This window comes from Bacillus paramobilis (assembly GCF_038096195.1).
Classification (GTDB): Bacteria; Bacillota; Bacilli; order Bacillales; family Bacillaceae_G; genus Bacillus_A; species Bacillus_A mobilis.
On sequence record NZ_CP151108.1, the window covers coordinates 4,318,814 to 4,335,238 of the forward strand.

Below are 16,425 nucleotides of genomic sequence, written 5' to 3' on the forward strand. Positions count from 1 at the left end.
ATTGTATAAGAAAAGAAGACATCGTAATCGATGTCTTCTTTTCTTATATTTTTATGAATTCCTTTGAGCAGATGCTCTCCAAGCACGAAAAGATGTTGGGTGTCCAGAATGAGCTCTTTGCTTTGCAGCAGCAACAGCTGGTTTTTCTTCAATAGTCGTTGGTTTTTCTTCAATAGTCATTGGTTTCTCTTCCACAATCGCTGATTTTTCTTCAAGAATAGTCACAGCAGTTTGTATTTTTTCCAACTGCTCTTTTAAAGCTTGCTGTTCAATCTTTAAATCCGTAAGTAATCGTAAAATCATTTCAGAATTGGCCATAAAGATCCTCCTTCCCCCAATACACAGAATAAAATACAATATGTCATCAGCATAATACCCGTGACAAAAATAAGGTCGTCAATTCTTATAAAATCTAAGCATCTTTTATTTTTCAAAAGGACCTGCTCAAGTTTATCCGTAGAGACATAAAGTACATTAAATCCATTAATTAATGGTCTTTAGGGAAGGAGGAGTTAATATGGGATATGGCGGTAGTTGTGGTGGAGGCTGCGGTTTCGGCGGCGGATTTGCTTTACTTGTTGTACTCTTTATCTTATTAATCATCGTTGGCGCTAGCTGTTGGGGCGGCGGATTCGGCTGCTAATAAGAGGCACTCTTGAGAGTGTCTTTTTTTTGTGTTTTTTGATGTACACCCCCTTCGCATTGGTAGTTTATCAAAGTTAATAGTTAGAAAATGGTATCCTCGAAATTCGCACATTTTAAAATTGACATAGCACTTCATGCACCATATACTGTTAACAACAGTATACTGTCATTAACAGTATTAATTCTAATTCATTCAAGGAGGTATATCCATGAAACATACAGGAAGACATACAGGTGCTTTTCTTTTGTTATTTTTAGCAGAAGGTGATAACTATGGCGGGCAATTATTGCAAAAGTGCGAGGAAGAACTTCCAGTTAATCCAATTGATAGCGCCATTTTATACCGTACGCTAAAGAAATTAGAAAACGAAGGTGCAATTGAATCTTACGTAAGTACAGATCATCAAGACAAACCGAGAAAGATGTACAAAATTACGCCTGCTGGAAAGGAACAATTAGCAGATTTCCAAATGGATATTGAAGAAAAAATGAAGAACTTATCCTTTTTCATAGACAAATATAAAGACTTAAAGGATTCCGACCATGATTAATGGCGTGATCCTTTACACTTTAGCCATTATTCTTACGGGGATTTCTTTTATGAAGGACCGCACGAAGACGAAAGAAGCTCTAATGAAGTCATGGAAAATGTTTCGCAATCTTCTACCTGCGATGCTCTCCATCATGCTTTTCGTTGGCTTATCGCTTTCTATATTAACGCCGTCTTTCATCTCTTCTATTATTGGGGAGCAATCTGGATTTCTCGGCATTGTTTATTCAGCAATACTCGGCTCCGTTGCACTTATTCCAAGCTTCGTCGTATTTCCTCTTGGCAATACATTAGTCCAACACGGCGCAGGCCTTCCACAAGTTGCAGCACTTATGTCTACATTAATGTCAGTAGGGCTTACAACATTACCGATGGAACAAAAGATATTCGGACGACGCTTTGCTTACGCACGTAATGCATCTGCATTGCTCATGTCCCTCCTATTCTCCTATATCATTTGGGTGGTGCTGGTATGAAAGAACTAAAAAGATATCGCTTCTTTTTCATCTTACTACTGGGGCTCATTGTATTAACTTTTATAAATCAATCTTTAGGATGGAGCGCATTACAATTAACAGGAAATAGCATGTTAGATATGTTGTTTCTCCTCCCCCCTGTCCTCATATTTGTAGGATTACTTGATCAATGGGTGAAGAAAGAAACGCTTATGAAATATATGGGCAAAAATTCCGGCGTATACGGAATCTTATTCTCTCTATTATTAGGCGGCATTGCAGCTGGTCCTCTCTACGTTGCCTTCCCAATTGCAGCACTACTCCTAAAAAAAGGCGCAAGCATTCGATATATCGTATTTTTCTTAGGCGTTTGGACAACTGCGAAATTGCCAATTCTCGTGTATGAATTCTCTTCATTTGGAGCTACTTTTACACTCATTCATATTTGCTTCGGGCTAGTATTCTTCTATATTATGGGGCTTATTTTTGAGAGGTTTTATGATCAGGGACAGTTGCTTCGGTATGATGTTACAAAAGACATGTAAAAAGACATCTTTATCTATTAAAGATGTCTTTTTTATATAAACCTTAATTCTCGTTCTGTAAAACCCTCGCTGCCTTTACTCCCTCTTTCTCTTCTTTTAAAAACAACGATACGATAAACGCAACAATGATAAAGACTAACCCTAATGTAAACGCACCTTGGAATCCTGATGTTAAACCGTTCAACTTCTCTACTGGGTCCAGTGGATTTGCGGAGCTTTCCATATAGCTAGTTGTTCCTGAAGACATTTTCGAAATAAAGATAGCCGTTCCAATTGCGCCAGCTACTTGTTGCAACGTACTAAATAGTGCTGTTCCGTGCGGATATAAATCTGGTGTTAATTGATTTAAACCGTATGTTTGTGCTGTCATGACAAACATAAGTCCAACCATTAATACGCTATGCATGACAATAATTTGTACTATTGATGTATCAGGAGTAATGCCTTTAAATAAGAACATTGCAATCCCTACTAACACAATGCCAGGAACGATAATAACTTTCGGACTAAATTTATCAAATAGTTTACCTGCGATTGGTCCCATTATGGCGCTAATAACACTTCCAGGAAGCATGATGATTCCCGATTTAAAGGCTGTAACGAGTAAAACTGTTTGCAGGAACATCGGTAATAAAGTCATCGTTGAAAATAACGACATCATCACAATGACGATTAATCCAACTGATATTGTAAACATCGGAACTTTAAATGCGCGTAATTCTAAAATTGGATTCTCAATTTTCAATTGTCGAACGACAAACATACATAATGAGATAAGCCCAACAAGTAAAGTGCCATACACTTTCGCATCAGACCATCCTAAATCACCCGATGCACTAAAGCTATACACAAGTCCGCCAAATCCTAATGTCGATAAAAGGATAGATGGATAATCTACTTTTGGCCTTGTTAACTCTGAAACATTTTGAATGTACTTCATCCCAATCATAATTGAAATGATCACGATAGGAATAACAACATAGAATAACCAGCGCCAATTTAATGAATCAACGATTACTCCAGATAATGTAGGACCAATTGCAGGAGCTGCCATCATCACAAGTGCGATTAATCCCATTGTGGCACCACGTTTTTCAGGCGGACAAATGATTAAAATCGTATTCATTAATAACGGTGTAATTAACCCCGTCGCTACAGCTTGGACGATACGGCCAACTAATAAAACGGAAAATGTCGGTGCGAATCCCGCAATTAATGTACCGACTAAAAATGTTACCATAGCGATTAAAAACATTTGTCTCGTTGTGAGCCATTGCTGAAGTAACGCTGTAATTGGGACTAAAACTCCAACCACCAACATGTAAGCTGTAGAAAGCCATTGAATCGTTGAAGCTGTTACATCAAATTCTTTCATTAATACGGTTAGCGCATTACCAAGCAACGTTTCGTTTAATAATGCAACCATTGCCCCTAAAAGCAATGCAATTAAAATGGGGGTGTGTTTCATATTAGAAGTATCAACTTTGCCACTTGCAGGGCTCTTAGTTGTCATATTCATTTGCAAATTCTCCTCCTGTTTCTTACTTAAAAAGCTTTAAATAAACCCGAACACATGTAATATAATATACATATGTAGATTAAAAAGGGAGAATCAATTTTCAGCCACTGTATATTTAATCTACAAAAAAGGAGAATTGTAGATGAATGATAATGAAAAACAACTTGATTTACGTATTAGACGTACACATAAATTACTATGGGATTCCTTATTTGAATTAATGACGCAATCAAAACAGAAATATAGTACGATCACGATTAACCAAATTTGCGACCGCGCGATGGTACACCGAACAACCTTTTATAAACACTTTGAAGATAAAGATGCTTTATTAGCATTTGGATTTAAACGATACAGCAAGATGATTGCGGGAATACCAGTTTCAGATCGATTAAGTAAACCATTTCAAGTAATGGAACAATTCCTACACCATGAAGAAATCGGTAAAATATTAGAGACGCAAATGTCTGATGAACAATTTATTAACCGGACACAATATTTAAGTCACGAAACGAGAAAACAAGAAATAGAAGCGTTGCATCAACTTTGCAAAAATCATACGATGCCAAATGATTTAATCATTGAATTTTATTCAGGGGCAATCACCTCATTAAGCGCATGGTGGTTTAAAAATGAAAGAAAAGTTTCTGCGGCTAAAATGGATAAGCAATTCCATCAACTTATTAATCGGGATATTTTTCAGTTTGAAGAGGAATAACTTCTCCATCAAAAAAAACGCCTATATGAAATAGGCGTTTTTTTTACAGACTACATACCAATCTTCTTCAAATCCGAACTCTCAATAATCGAATGAGAATATCCATCTTTCCCAACTCGCACCATCGCTCTTCCTAATTGTTCTGAAGTTATCACGCTACTAAATCTTTTCAAGATAGGATGAAAAGGCTTCATCAATGAAATAAAACGTCGATAAATTTAAGTTACAAATATTCAGAATTAATATTAAAATGAAGAATGGGGATAGGGGTATGGGATTCTAAAATTTATACATAACGAGGGAATAGAAATGAAACTACAATTAAAAGCGGATTTAGGGCTACTACTAGTTACATTCTTTTGGGGTGCATCCATCTTACTTACAAAGGTTGGACTTGAAGGCATAGAAGAGTACAACTTAATCGCATTACGATTTATTATCGCCTTTCTTTTATCAGGTTTAATATTTTACAAACATTTATTCAAAATCGATTTTAAAACTGTAAAATATGCATTTATACTCGCTTCAGTCTTATTTATCGTTTACATTTTCGCAACTTTCGGCACAAAGTATACGAGTGTTTCTAATGCTGGTTTCTTACTATGTCTCACAGTCATTTTCATTCCGATATTATCAGCTATATTTTTAAAACACATTCCAGAAAAGAAAGTTATAGTAGGAATCATTTTAACGATAATAGGAATCGGCCTATTAACATTAACGAGCGAATTCAAGATCGGTAATGGCGATATATTTTGCATACTGTCAGCCTTATTTTATGCGATTCACGTCATCATTACCGGAAGCGTAACAAAACATGTAAACTCCATTGCACTTGGCGTCATACAACTCGGTTTCGTCGGCCTATTTAGTCTTATTTTTTCATTCATTATCGAAACGCCAAAACTGCCTAGCACAACCAACTCATGGCTAATCATCCTAGCCTTAAGCATATTTTGCACCGCAGTCGCATTCATCGTGCAAGTTATCGCCCAGCAATACACGACGCCTACACATACAGGGCTTATCTTCTCATTAGAACCTGTCTTTTCCGCAGGCTTCGCTTTCGTTTTCACAGGTGAAACACTTACCGGGAAAGGATACTTAGGCGCGACACTTATATTAGTGAGTGTGTTGATTGCTGAGGTTGATTTTAAGAGTGTATTGCGGCCTAATTATAAAAAAAATATGGAATAGTTATTTCACTACAGTACATAAACATACCCCGAAAATATTCGTTTGTATTATTTTCACCCTCTTATCTTAATTTTTTAGATGCTACCTTCGAATAAGGTAGCATCTAAAACATGTTACAAGGAACTATTATATTTATGTAGCCTGCATAGTTCACCGCTTCTACATTACTTACTGCACATAGTCATACAAATTTTTCGCTAACAACAAACAAGTTACTGTAATGAAAAGAGCACGAACATACCCGCTTCCTTTTTTTATAGCAAATTTGGAGCCAACCATCCCTCCAGCAATTTGAGCAATCCCCATTATAAAACCATACGCATAGTTTACTTGCCCTACACACATAAACATCAACAACGCACCAACATTACTTCCTAAATTAAGAAGCTTCGCATTACCTGCTGCTTTTAAAAAATCATACCCAATAAATAAAAGAGAAAACATTAAAAACGAACCTGTTCCAGGACCTAGAAATCCATCATAAAAACCAATAGTAAAAACAAAAAAAGTAAAAATAATGACGTGTCGACCAGACAATTTCTTATGAGTGGAAATACTACCCCAATCCTTTTTGAATATCGTATAAATAGCAACCGCACCAAGCATGATCAGCATCAATGGCTTCAGTACTTCTGGGTTCATTAAATGAACGGTCCATGCCCCTATTATGGAACCTATGAAAGTGAGTGGAACTAATTTAAAAGCCGATTTCAAATCAAGATTACCAGAACGATAAAACACAATATTACTAGTTGCACTTCCCATCGTCGATGCTAGCTTATTTGTGGCTACTGCACTTGCTGGATTCAATCCTGTAAATAATAAAGCTGGTAAGGCGATGAGTCCGCCACCACCTACAACTGAATCAATAAATGCAGCCACAAACCCAAAAACAATCAAAATCATTAATACAGATGGGTCTAAATAAAAATCCATATTAGTAGCCTCCCCTTTAGTCACTATTGCAATAGTAACTATCAATTTGCTAAATGTAAAGAGTTATTGTAACGTTGAAATATAAAGTGAAACTTTAATCAGTGGGGGTTTTGTTCATCCCCCACTGATTATTAGTTGAACCAATCGGGCTTTTACGGGCAGTAGATTCCCCACCTAACTTCTTTGCTTCCGCTGAATTTTGAGGTGGGGGTCTTACTGCCCGTTAAAGCGGGATAACAGCAAACATCGGAGGACAAAAAAAGTGGACTACATAGTGCAACAGCTTAAAAAAATTGGTTTTAATGAATATGAAGCTAAATCTTATGTATCTCTTGTGAAACAAGGGCCTGTCACAGCCTACCAAGTGAGTAAGGACTCAGGTGTCCCAAGAGCGCGAATTTATGAGATTTTAGGTAACCTTGTAGAAAAAGGAATTGTCATGAAAGAAGAAATAAATGACACCACTCGCTATTCACCTCTACCTGTTGAAATCTTTTTACAAAAGGCTCAATCAGAATGGCAGTCTACTTATGAAGGAATAAGTGATTCATTAAAAAAACTAGAAACTTCCGAGGAAAAAACGGATAATCGAGTGATTACTTTAAAAGACAAAAAAACAATCATTAGCTATTGTCAGACATTAATAAAAAAAGCAGAACAACGTATTGTCATTTCAATGTGGGATGAGATGTATGAAGCATTAAAAGAGGAACTATCTGCGGTAGCTGATAAAGTTACAGTACAAGGTATTACCCTGCATGTTGAAAATCCAATTAAAAATCTAGAAGCCCATCGTATCACACCCTATACAGAAACCCGCTCTACAGAACATTGGTTTATTTTATCGATAGATTCTAAAGAGATGATTTATGGACCATCGCTTGAAGAGCGTAACGTTGCCTTTTATACAGATGATCCGGTTCATATATACCTATTAGAGGATTATGTATGGCATGATGTGTTAGTGAACCGACTTGTCCGACGTAGCCAAGACGATTTGCAGCAATGGATTACTGCAGAGAGAAGATCTTTCTTTATGGGAAAATAAGAAATATATTAAAAGAATCAAAGAATAAAGCATAAGTTAATGAAATGAAAAACTTATGCTTTATTTACAAAGTCGTACTCAAGTCTTTCAACTATTTCCCCTCCACAAACCGCCCAAACTCCTTCAAAAATCTCAACTTAAAACTCCCCACAGGCCCATTCCGGTGCTTCGCCACATGAATCTCCGTCATCTCTTTCTGTGTCGTTTCCTTATCATAATAATCTTCACGATACATAAGCATAATGACATCTGCATCTTGCTCAATTTGTCCCGTCTCTCTTAAATCAGATAAAAGAGGACGCTTATCTTGACGTGCTTCTACAGAACGAGACAATTGCGATAATGCTACTACACAAACATTTAGTTCACGTGCTAACTGCTTAAGCTTACGCGAAATTTCACTAATCTCTTGAAACCGATTGCCCTTATGCTTCGGATCGCCCGTAATAAGCTGCAAGTAATCTACAATAACTAAAACCTTCTTATCATCGTACTTCCTCTTTAACTTACGAGTTTGCATCCAAATATCTTGCACCGAAATGCCTGCGTTATCGTAAATTTCAAATGGTAATTCCCCGATTTCCGCAAACGCCTTACTTACCTTTTCCCAGTCCTCTATCGCAAAACGATGCTTCGGATTTTTCAATCTGCCTCCTGACACTTCACCTACGCAAGACGCCATCCTTTTTAACAATTGCTTACTACTCATCTCTAATGAAAACAATCCAACCGCCGCTCCAGACTTCGCCGCATGCAGTCCCACATTTAACGCAAACGCAGTCTTCCCCATAGAAGGACGCGCACCAAGAACGACAAAATCACCTTCCTGCAATCCGCACGTCATTTTATTTAGCGATATATAACCAGTCTCAATACCAGTAATCTCTTTCGCATCTTGATGAAGCTCTTCATATAAATCAACTAGCGCATCCTTCAAATCAAACTCACATACACAGTCCTTTTCCTCTAACTCACAAAGTGCTGTAATCGTCTCACCAATAATTTTCTCATTCTTCTCCGCAATAAGACGCTCTCCCATCTTGTGCCCGAGAACACCCGCCTGATACATTCTCCAGGCACCTCGAACAAGCCCCTCATAATAAGAGAAGTTGGCAGTTGTAGGCACACCATCCATTAACCCTATAAAATACTCCATTCCCCCGATCCCCTCTAAAAACTTCGGATCTACCCTAGAAATGAACGTCACAAGATCAATCGGTTGCCCCTCTTCTTCCATTTTTCGCATTAACTGAAATATAGACTTGTGCACTGACAGAGAAAAATACTGCTCCGTCAAACGGCACTCCTTAATAAGCTCTCCATCAATTAATAGAGAACCTAATACCGTCTTTTCCGCCTCCACATTTTGAATACTCATGGCCGCCACCCGCGCTCCGCTAAAAAGCGCTGCAACTCTTCCTCGGACGGCGCATTCTTCTCCCACTCCTCACACCTTGCCAAAAACTCCTCCGTCTCCCCCGTACTAACAGACGACTCCTTCTTCCGAAAGCTCGCCGTATCCGCCTCAACCTCAGAAACTTTCGTAAATCCTTTTCCGTGCCAACCACGCAAAATCCCCTTCACATAAGCAACCGTCCGCTTATTATTTTCAAACGCAATTTGAAGAGCCTTCAGCACAAGCTCCTCTGACAAATCTTCCATCCACGCACCCAGTTCCTCCACCGTATGCGGAGACAAACTACCGAAATGTTGCTCATAAAAAGAAAACACTCGACTTCCCATCTCTTCCTCTATAACCTCTTCTTCCTCTGTCTCCTCACAAACTGGATCAACATCATCCACAGCCAAATCACTCGGCATACCGAAATGCGCTAACAGCATCGGAACATTCAGCTCCTCCTCTACGCACTTCTGAAGAAACATATGTACAAACTCCTTATTCTTCACACCCTTCAGCTCGCGAAGCACACACTTCTCCACATTCGTATTCGTCACAGGATTATAACGAAGCCAATTTAAAACGAATAACTCTCTCGTATCCGCATCATAAAGAATCTTCCCATAATCAATGAAGCGTTGCACAAGCTTATCAACAGTCTCCCGATTATAACCCGTCTCCATCTCAGCTAACCGCTTCGGAAAAGGAAAAATCCCACACTGCGTCGTCTTCGAACAAGTTAACAAATACACATAAAAATACCGCTCCTCCGGCGTCAAATCCAAAACAAAATCATCCTGCCAAAAATTCACCTGCACAGTACGATACACCGCCATCCCAATTCCTCCCGTCTCCGTTCAAAAGTGAAAACCTCTTCATAATATATATGGGAGGACGGCCGGGTTTTTGGCGTGTTATTTCAAAATTTTTTTCGACTCCTACTACGGTGTTTGTTGGTGTTTTTGTTTTGTTATGTTTTTTCTTAGTGATTTATTACTTGGTAGGGGCTTGTAAGGGGCTTAGGAGGGGTATGGAAGGGGCTTGGCATCATTCGTTTTTATAAATTGATACCCTTTAATATAGCGTAATAAAAAACGGGAGCATCTATACTCCCGTTTCTCTTCTAATATCTATATGGATAGCCGATTACGCCTTTTTTATCATTTCGTTATATAGGAATTGCATATACTGTTCACGTTTTACAACCGCATCTCCTGCAAACTCTCCGTTACCTGTACCTGCTGAAATTTTGTTTCCATAAAGAATACGAGTATAGTCATACGCCCAATGACCTTTTGGGACATCTACAAAGTTTTCATTACCTTTCATATCTAAATTAAATGCATTCGTCAACACAACTGCCATTTCATAGCGTGTTAAACTATCTTTAGGTCTAAATTTCCCAGCACCGTTACCTACCATAATTCCCATACGACTTACTTTTTCAATATCCTTCTCGAACATATCACCTTTTGTATCTGTAAACATTGAGCTACCCTGTACGTCTCCTAAATTCAGATGACGGCTAATTAATGAAGCTACTTGACCTCGCGTTACATTATCACCAAACCCAAATCTTCCGTCACCGTAACCTTTGACCAGACCATTTTTCGCTAAATAGTTAATTGCGTTTTCAGACCAATGATCTTTTGGAACATCTATAAATACTGAGTTAGTTCCCTCTTCTTTACCTTTAACCGTTACTTTTCTCTTTGCTGTTACTTCATGACCCTTGGAATCAACAACTTTATACGTAACTTCATACACGCCCGGCGTATTTACGTCTACATTACCGCTATATGTTACTTTAGAAGTGATGTCTCCATCTTCTTTATCATTAGCAGATACACCTTCCATCGCTTTAAACTCTGTGCCAGCAGTAATTGTAGTTTCTCCCGGAACGTTAAGTACAGGTGCTTGGTCTTCCGCTTGCTTCTTAGGTAGTACAGTCAATGTACCCTCCACATCAGCTACATTCCCGTCACTATCTTTAACCGCAAATTGTACTCTGTACTTTCCTTCATTCTTCAATTCTATTAACATCTTTCCTGTTTTTAAATCAAACACCTTTACCAATCCTGTAATATCTCCATCCTCAGCATCATTGGCAGTAACGTAGTTCGCAGGATTAATCACATCTCCTACATGAGCAATAATCTCACTCCCATTTTTAAAAGAAAGAACAGGTTCTTTAGAATCTATAACATGAACAACTGCTGAACCTTGACCTGTAAATTTATATTTCCCGTCATCATCTACATGTTTTAACGTAAAATTAACGGTGTAATCCCCCACTTTTTCTACATCTACATCGTTTACACCAATGTTAATATAATACTCAAGGCTACGTAATCCCTCAGGTGTTTGTACTTTAGCCGTTACTCCAAGTAAATCAATTAAATTATTTACAACACTGTATGTTCCTTTTTTAATCGTATACTCCGTCTTTTCGAAAGTAATAGGTACGTTATAATGCTTAATGCCCTGTGCATAAGCAACTTCACTTACTTGTAACGCATCTACTGTTTGTGCCTGTACTCCTCCTGCTACCATCGTAACCGCCATTACAGCTGTTGCCGCAACTCCTACCATATTCTTATAATATTTACTCATACTCAGCCCACCTATCTATATTATCCTTCTATTTTCATTATACAATATAAACCCTCTCCAAATTCAATTTAATTACAATTAATTCCACTTTTAATTGTAATTAAATTGAATTCTCAACATTTCTAGACTAAAAATACGTATTCAGCACAGATTCCTGAATAATAACTTAAACAGACAAAATAAAAGAATCTCTAAATAATAAGATAAGATCAGTGAGGATTTTATGGACAGTTAACTTATCACCTAACCTCCGTTAAATAGATTCTATTTTGGAAGCCACCTCGTTCTTCTACTTTCTTTCTACGGATTTTATCTATTTCTTCTAGTGTCGTGCCTTCGTATTCGGCTAGGGCGTTTATTAGTTCTAATAGGTCGGATAGTTCTTCTAGTTTATGTTCTTTTGTATCTGCCTCTAGATATTCGGCTAGCTCTTCTTCTGTTTTTTTGCAGATTTCTTTTATGTATTCATCTTTAGGTAGAATTCTTGTGGTGGGTGTTCTTCCGTTAGCTTTTATTATTTGTGGGATTTTGTCTCGGATTAGTTTGTTATAGGTTGGCATGGGGTTTTCCTCCGTTTGGTTTTTCTTCTATTATAATAGAAAAGCAGTTTAACTAGGTGTTAAACTGCTGGATTGCTTCTTTTATATAGTTTTCTTCTTCAGTTGTGAAGATGGTTGGGAATTCGGATAGCGGGAAGTTCGATTGATTAATTATATCTTCTATATCACTTTGAGTTGTATCAAGATAGTTCGTTACTTCTTCTATTACACTGAAAAATTCCTTCAAAGTAACTTGAACGTCATGATGACTCGAATCTTTCCCTTCTTCCCTATACTTTTTCAACTTCCCTATCACATCCATAAAACGTCGATCAAACTTTTCTTTTAATTCCTTATTATTATAAAACGTTTGAACACTCTCCTTTGAAAAATGTTCCTCTAACCATTCCTTATTTTCTTTCTCACATATAGAAGTTTGCAGAAAAGAAGAAAACAAAGCAACATCCACTCGTTCTTCCTCTTGAAACTTCTTCGTCATCTCATCCATATGCGAAAGTACCTTCGCAATTCTTTCTTGCTCTGCCAAAAGCAATTCCCTTTGAAAATGCATTTGCCTTAAAAATTCTTCCGTCTCTATATCACGCTGCAATATAATATTTTGAATTTCCCCAAGCGAAAAACCGAGATGCTTAAACGATTGAATTTGCTGCAGCACATACAAATCATCTTTCGTATATAACCGATGCCCACCCTCCGTATAATCGCTCGGCTTTAATAAATTAATCTTGTCATAATAACGAAGCGTCCGCACCGTAACATCCCCAACACTTGCAAACTCACTAATCATCCAAGCCATACCATCACCTACTCCGCTAACTTCTCTTTCACATACTGAAGCATACGAGAAAAACTCATCTCATTCTGCCTACAATATTGAAACAAACCTACAACAAGTAACAAAAAAGGAACATTCCCTCTATAACGATTTTCATACTCGCTAATACCATCATAGAAGTACTCATACTTTCTTTTTCGTGAAACGATATATATCGCAATAAACAACACTGCGACCATGATAAAAATTCGCTTTCCCCTTACCTCCACTTCTCGTTTCATCGTCTATTCTCCTTCCACTACATACTTATCTTCTTTAAATAAAGGAATTCGAATGAAATAACAATACGGTTCATCGCGTATTACTTTCCATGCAACAATGATCACTTGGACTACTTCAAGAGCAAACACAATCCAAAACAAAACATCACTAATACGCGAACTAATATTAAATAGAAGAAAGATTAACAAATGAAAGTTGAACGCCTTTCGGCAATGATATTTGTACACTTCATTTTTAAGTGCCAGCGTGATGTACATGAGTAGTGGCGAAAAGATTCCTATTGCGGCTGAGAGTAGTAGCATGATGATGGTGTTTCTTTTTTCTTTTGTGGTGGTTTTCATGAGTGGTTTAATCCCCCTTTTTTGTTTTGTCTTCTTTAGGTTAGGGGGTGACGTTGGGGGAGGTGCAAGGGGAATATGTAGAAAAAATTAACTAACACTACTACTTTGGTATTTTTTGAAATAATGGTAACGACATTATAAATATATTGAAAATATATTTATTAATGACCTTTCTTATTTTCATGTTAGGCTAATTCTATAAATGTAATTGAGGAGCGACAATAGTATGAAAGTATTTAAAATGTTACTAGTCATAGGCATTGCTTTAATCTCAAAGACAGTAGTTTTTTCCATTCTAAAGAACTTAATTCCTAACACTGTTCTTACAATCCACACTGATGAACTTAACGTATAATAATTGTTTAAGTAATTAACACGGCTCGCTTCTCTATTATTTCCACTATCTCTCCAAAACTTATTCCGGTTGATAATCTTTTCACCTAAATAAATTCTTTTTTCAAGCTACTCACTTTTCTATCCATCTTGATATTATTAATATACTAAACTTTTGCTCTAGAAACTTAATTGGTCAAAAAATCATCTTCCTGTTTATGAATTGACAACTTTATGATTATAAAAATGTTAGTTCCAATAGTTCTGAAACTAACATTTTTTCAATATCTATTAATTTATTTTTTAATATTATTAAAGCTATAAAATTTTTCTTTAAGCTTTTTAAACCTTTTCTCAAGAAATATATTGTATTCCTTGTTTGTTAAAGAAGAGACAAAGGATAAATCAGATTCTTTAATTAAAAACTCTTCTTGGACTTCTTGTTTTTTCTTAGAGATAAAGTTAGATAATTCCTGTTGAGATTTAATTGAACTTAATTCTGGATGTACCTTGCAATATCGTATGAAATTTTTATCCTTAGTATTTGTAAAATCAGTTATTCCTTTTAAATCATCTTTAATCTTATTAATATACTCAAATATAGTTAGATCTTTCTTTTTAATATTTACTTTACTTTCTAATAAACCAAAGTTAGAAATCGCATTGATAGGAGCATCTTGCATCTTCTTTGATGAAATAGCGTTCTGTATTTTATTTACTGGTACGATATGTTCAATGTGATCCTGAATTGGACTCATGTGCCTATAAATTGTATGTGTGTGTGTGTGAATATAATTCAGGAACAACATTTGAGCTTTTGTAATACTTTTTCTTTGACTTGTCGACTCTTTAAGTTGTGATTGGAACCATTCCTGTAATTTTAGATCCCAGTCTTGTTGTGTCAACTCCTGATCATATGTATTTCCCTTCAGAATATTATTTACCCTAGTGTCTCCAGATCCCCTCCAAGCATCATCTATAATGTCATAAAGATAATGAAGCTTTATATTACTTAGTAGGTTTCCTTTTATTGAGTCCCATTCTTTATTTATAATAAGATTATCTTCATACTTGCTTCTAAACACTTTAGAAATAATTGCAACAATATGCATTTCAGTATGATACACTTCATGTTTATCATGTTTTTTATTCGTCTTTATCTCAATAAAAGGTCTTAGTATGCATCTTACTTCTCTAATCGATTCTAATAAAGCAACTTCAAATTGTACCAGATCTACCTTCTTTAGTAATAAAGGAATTTTATCTATCTCCTTAACATTCCCCCCTAAACACGCTGCAATTAAATTAAATCCGATAGATTCTGAGACATCTGATTTACTTGAATTCGAAAACAAAGACTTATACTCTTCTTCCGAGGCAAGTAATTTCCCTAAACCAAACACGTACTCAAAATAATTAAATTTACTTGAATGAAAATCCTTTTCATTACCACTATAGCCTTCAACTAAAAATTCTTTTTCAGTTAAAGCATCATATCTAGCCTTTATCTTATCTCTTATTTTTTTATTCTTGATCTCTATTTCGCCATATTTTTCATCTTCCCAAATAGCTGCAAAGATCTGATATTTATTTAGTTGGGTACCTTGTTTATTTATTCTTTTGAAAATTTCTGGTAAATTATTCACATCCCCTCTAAATATTAAAATTGGTAACTTTAAATTATTTATATCAGCTTCTTTTTTTATTTCTTCAATAAAAGGTATAATTTCATTTTTAAATTTTCTAACCTGCTTTTTGTCTAGATCAAGATGCCATTCATCATCAATGTCTGAAGCAAGATCACCACCACTAAAATGATTGGATTCTTCTAACCCTTCCTTCTTACTCACCCATTTATGTAAGTAATTTCTCAATTCTTCTTTATCTATTTTATTGTTAGTATATTCTTCGATTTTTAGCATAATTGTATCAATTAAATCTTCACTTATATCTTCTTTAAGAAAGAAAATAGTTGGTTTACTAGAATATTCGTTTAACGCGTGTGTTCTTTGTAATCCATCAACTAATAAATACTTTTTCGGTTCATCAGATTGGACAGATGTTTTTTCAAATAATAACAATGAGCCAATTGGATACCCCTTTTTTAAAGAATCGATAAATAAATCCTTTTGATATTTCGACCATACTAAATTCCTTTGAAACGTAGGTAATTTTATTAGTGCATTTTTCATTTTACCTTCGCTAATAGAATCTAAAACTTCTCCTACATCCCATCTTTCTACATCAGTTTGATTTCTTCTTTCTAATTTCAACATAAGCCCCCCTAAAAATTATTAAAAATCTAATTACCTCTATTATATCTCATTATTTTTATAATCACATTTATAAAAGGGGATTTTTCACTAAATCAAACACATGTACCTTATTCAAGCAACTAAGTATTAATATGTTTTCTATTTTTAAACATGCATATGACTATACTAGTTTTAAAGCATTATAATTATTAACATGACTGCTAATAAAACTTATAATCTTTGCTATATCCTCT

At 36.0% G+C, this 16,425-nt stretch carries 18 protein-coding genes; 7 read left to right on the top strand and 11 right to left on the bottom strand.

Annotation, left to right across the window (positions count from 1 at the left end; genetic code table 11):
- Positions 1-51: 51 nt before the first annotated feature.
- Positions 52-318 carry a hypothetical protein gene (locus tag AABL52_RS22220; protein WP_341518428.1) on the bottom strand — a complete coding sequence of 89 codons (267 nt, stop codon included), beginning with the start codon at positions 316-318 and terminating at the stop codon, positions 52-54.
- 199 nt (positions 319-517) lie between these two features.
- Between AABL52_RS22220 and AABL52_RS22225 the strand changes: the two genes are divergently transcribed.
- The 4 genes from AABL52_RS22225 to AABL52_RS22240 all read left to right on the top strand — a co-directional run bounded on the left by AABL52_RS22225 (position 518) and on the right by AABL52_RS22240 (position 2,195).
- A complete protein-coding gene (locus AABL52_RS22225; protein ID WP_000540377.1) occupies positions 518-643 on the top strand; it encodes a YjcZ family sporulation protein in 126 nt (41 codons plus the stop codon).
- A gap of 211 nt (positions 644-854) precedes the next feature.
- Positions 855-1,196, top strand: coding sequence for a PadR family transcriptional regulator (locus AABL52_RS22230; RefSeq protein WP_000683186.1), 342 nt, complete (start codon positions 855-857; stop codon positions 1,194-1,196).
- On the top strand, positions 1,189-1,671 hold the full coding sequence (locus tag AABL52_RS22235; protein ID WP_341518429.1) for a hypothetical protein: 483 nt from the start codon (positions 1,189-1,191) through the stop codon (positions 1,669-1,671). Before AABL52_RS22230 ends, AABL52_RS22235 begins: the two co-directional genes overlap by 8 nt.
- Positions 1,668-2,195, top strand: coding sequence for a permease (locus AABL52_RS22240; RefSeq protein WP_341518430.1), 528 nt, complete (start codon positions 1,668-1,670; stop codon positions 2,193-2,195). The genes AABL52_RS22235 and AABL52_RS22240 overlap by 4 nt, the downstream gene beginning before the upstream one ends.
- A 43-nt stretch (positions 2,196-2,238) precedes the next feature.
- Here the strand turns inward: AABL52_RS22240 and AABL52_RS22245 are convergent, their stop codons facing one another.
- Positions 2,239-3,714, bottom strand: a complete 1,476-nt coding sequence (locus AABL52_RS22245; protein WP_341518431.1) for an MDR family MFS transporter — start codon at positions 3,712-3,714, stop codon at positions 2,239-2,241.
- 142 nt (positions 3,715-3,856) lie between these two features.
- Here AABL52_RS22245 and AABL52_RS22250 point away from each other — a divergent pair, with 142 nt between their 5' ends.
- Positions 3,857-4,432: a TetR/AcrR family transcriptional regulator gene (locus tag AABL52_RS22250; protein ID WP_341518432.1), complete on the top strand. Its 576-nt coding sequence runs from the start codon at positions 3,857-3,859 to the stop codon at positions 4,430-4,432.
- Positions 4,433-4,741: 309 nt separating this feature from the next.
- Positions 4,742-5,629: a DMT family transporter gene (locus AABL52_RS22255; protein ID WP_000776046.1), complete on the top strand. Its 888-nt coding sequence runs from the start codon at positions 4,742-4,744 to the stop codon at positions 5,627-5,629.
- 168 nt (positions 5,630-5,797) lie between these two features.
- Here the strand turns inward: AABL52_RS22255 and AABL52_RS22260 are convergent, their stop codons facing one another.
- Complete coding sequence (locus tag AABL52_RS22260; protein ID WP_341518433.1) at positions 5,798-6,565, bottom strand: TSUP family transporter; 768 nt, start codon at positions 6,563-6,565, stop codon at positions 5,798-5,800.
- A 262-nt stretch (positions 6,566-6,827) separates the two neighbouring features.
- On the opposite strand from AABL52_RS22260, the gene AABL52_RS22265 reads away from it, so the two are divergent.
- Positions 6,828-7,613 carry a TrmB family transcriptional regulator gene (locus AABL52_RS22265; protein WP_341518434.1) on the top strand — a complete coding sequence of 262 codons (786 nt, stop codon included), beginning with the start codon at positions 6,828-6,830 and terminating at the stop codon, positions 7,611-7,613.
- A 91-nt stretch (positions 7,614-7,704) separates the two neighbouring features.
- On the opposite strand, the gene dnaB is transcribed toward AABL52_RS22265, so the two are convergent.
- From dnaB to AABL52_RS22305, 8 genes are all read right to left on the bottom strand, one after another.
- Positions 7,705-8,991: a replicative DNA helicase gene (dnaB, locus tag AABL52_RS22270; protein WP_341518435.1), complete on the bottom strand. Its 1,287-nt coding sequence runs from the start codon at positions 8,989-8,991 to the stop codon at positions 7,705-7,707.
- The gene (locus tag AABL52_RS22275) at positions 8,988-9,848 is read right to left on the bottom strand and encodes a DnaD domain-containing protein (protein ID WP_341518436.1); all 861 of its coding nucleotides are present in this window, start codon (positions 9,846-9,848) and stop codon (positions 8,988-8,990) included. The genes dnaB and AABL52_RS22275 overlap by 4 nt, the downstream gene beginning before the upstream one ends.
- A 310-nt stretch (positions 9,849-10,158) precedes the next feature.
- Positions 10,159-11,625: an S-layer homology domain-containing protein gene (locus AABL52_RS22280; RefSeq protein ID WP_341518437.1), complete on the bottom strand. Its 1,467-nt coding sequence runs from the start codon at positions 11,623-11,625 to the stop codon at positions 10,159-10,161.
- Between the two features lie 239 nt (positions 11,626-11,864).
- Entirely contained in the window at positions 11,865-12,185 is a 321-nt protein-coding gene (locus AABL52_RS22285; protein ID WP_341518438.1) for a nucleoside triphosphate pyrophosphohydrolase, read from the bottom strand.
- A gap of 52 nt (positions 12,186-12,237) precedes the next feature.
- Entirely contained in the window at positions 12,238-12,981 is a 744-nt protein-coding gene (locus AABL52_RS22290; protein WP_341518439.1) for a MerR family transcriptional regulator, read from the bottom strand.
- Between the two features lie 8 nt (positions 12,982-12,989).
- Entirely contained in the window at positions 12,990-13,241 is a 252-nt protein-coding gene (locus AABL52_RS22295) for a hypothetical protein (RefSeq protein ID WP_341518440.1), read from the bottom strand.
- Between the two features lie 3 nt (positions 13,242-13,244).
- Entirely contained in the window at positions 13,245-13,583 is a 339-nt protein-coding gene (locus tag AABL52_RS22300) for a DUF4870 domain-containing protein (protein ID WP_341518441.1), read from the bottom strand.
- A 629-nt stretch (positions 13,584-14,212) separates the two neighbouring features.
- Positions 14,213-16,192 carry a DUF262 domain-containing protein gene (locus AABL52_RS22305; protein WP_341518442.1) on the bottom strand — a complete coding sequence of 660 codons (1,980 nt, stop codon included), beginning with the start codon at positions 16,190-16,192 and terminating at the stop codon, positions 14,213-14,215.
- Between the last annotated feature and the right edge of the window lie 233 nt (positions 16,193-16,425).

Bases quoted from the DNA above. Each gene is read 5' to 3' on its own strand.
- AABL52_RS22220 (WP_341518428.1), bottom strand. From the start codon at position 318: ATGGCCAATTCTGAAATGATTTTACGATTACTTACGGATTTAAAGATT.
- AABL52_RS22225 (WP_000540377.1), top strand. From the start codon at position 518: ATGGGATATGGCGGTAGTTGTGGTGGAGGCTGCGGTTTCGGCGGCGGA.
- AABL52_RS22230 (WP_000683186.1), top strand. From the start codon at position 855: ATGAAACATACAGGAAGACATACAGGTGCTTTTCTTTTGTTATTTTTA.
- AABL52_RS22235 (WP_341518429.1), top strand. From the start codon at position 1,189: ATGATTAATGGCGTGATCCTTTACACTTTAGCCATTATTCTTACGGGG.
- AABL52_RS22240 (WP_341518430.1), top strand. From the start codon at position 1,668: ATGAAAGAACTAAAAAGATATCGCTTCTTTTTCATCTTACTACTGGGG.
- AABL52_RS22245 (WP_341518431.1), bottom strand. From the start codon at position 3,714: ATGAATATGACAACTAAGAGCCCTGCAAGTGGCAAAGTTGATACTTCT.
- AABL52_RS22250 (WP_341518432.1), top strand. From the start codon at position 3,857: ATGAATGATAATGAAAAACAACTTGATTTACGTATTAGACGTACACAT.
- AABL52_RS22255 (WP_000776046.1), top strand. From the start codon at position 4,742: ATGAAACTACAATTAAAAGCGGATTTAGGGCTACTACTAGTTACATTC.
- AABL52_RS22260 (WP_341518433.1), bottom strand. From the start codon at position 6,565: ATGGATTTTTATTTAGACCCATCTGTATTAATGATTTTGATTGTTTTT.
- dnaB (WP_341518435.1), bottom strand. From the start codon at position 8,991: ATGAGTATTCAAAATGTGGAGGCGGAAAAGACGGTATTAGGTTCTCTA.
- AABL52_RS22275 (WP_341518436.1), bottom strand. From the start codon at position 9,848: ATGGCGGTGTATCGTACTGTGCAGGTGAATTTTTGGCAGGATGATTTT.
- AABL52_RS22280 (WP_341518437.1), bottom strand. From the start codon at position 11,625: ATGAGTAAATATTATAAGAATATGGTAGGAGTTGCGGCAACAGCTGTA.
- AABL52_RS22285 (WP_341518438.1), bottom strand. From the start codon at position 12,185: ATGCCAACCTATAACAAACTAATCCGAGACAAAATCCCACAAATAATA.
- AABL52_RS22290 (WP_341518439.1), bottom strand. From the start codon at position 12,981: ATGGCTTGGATGATTAGTGAGTTTGCAAGTGTTGGGGATGTTACGGTG.
- AABL52_RS22295 (WP_341518440.1), bottom strand. From the start codon at position 13,241: ATGAAACGAGAAGTGGAGGTAAGGGGAAAGCGAATTTTTATCATGGTC.
- AABL52_RS22300 (WP_341518441.1), bottom strand. From the start codon at position 13,583: ATGAAAACCACCACAAAAGAAAAAAGAAACACCATCATCATGCTACTA.
- AABL52_RS22305 (WP_341518442.1), bottom strand. From the start codon at position 16,192: ATGTTGAAATTAGAAAGAAGAAATCAAACTGATGTAGAAAGATGGGAT.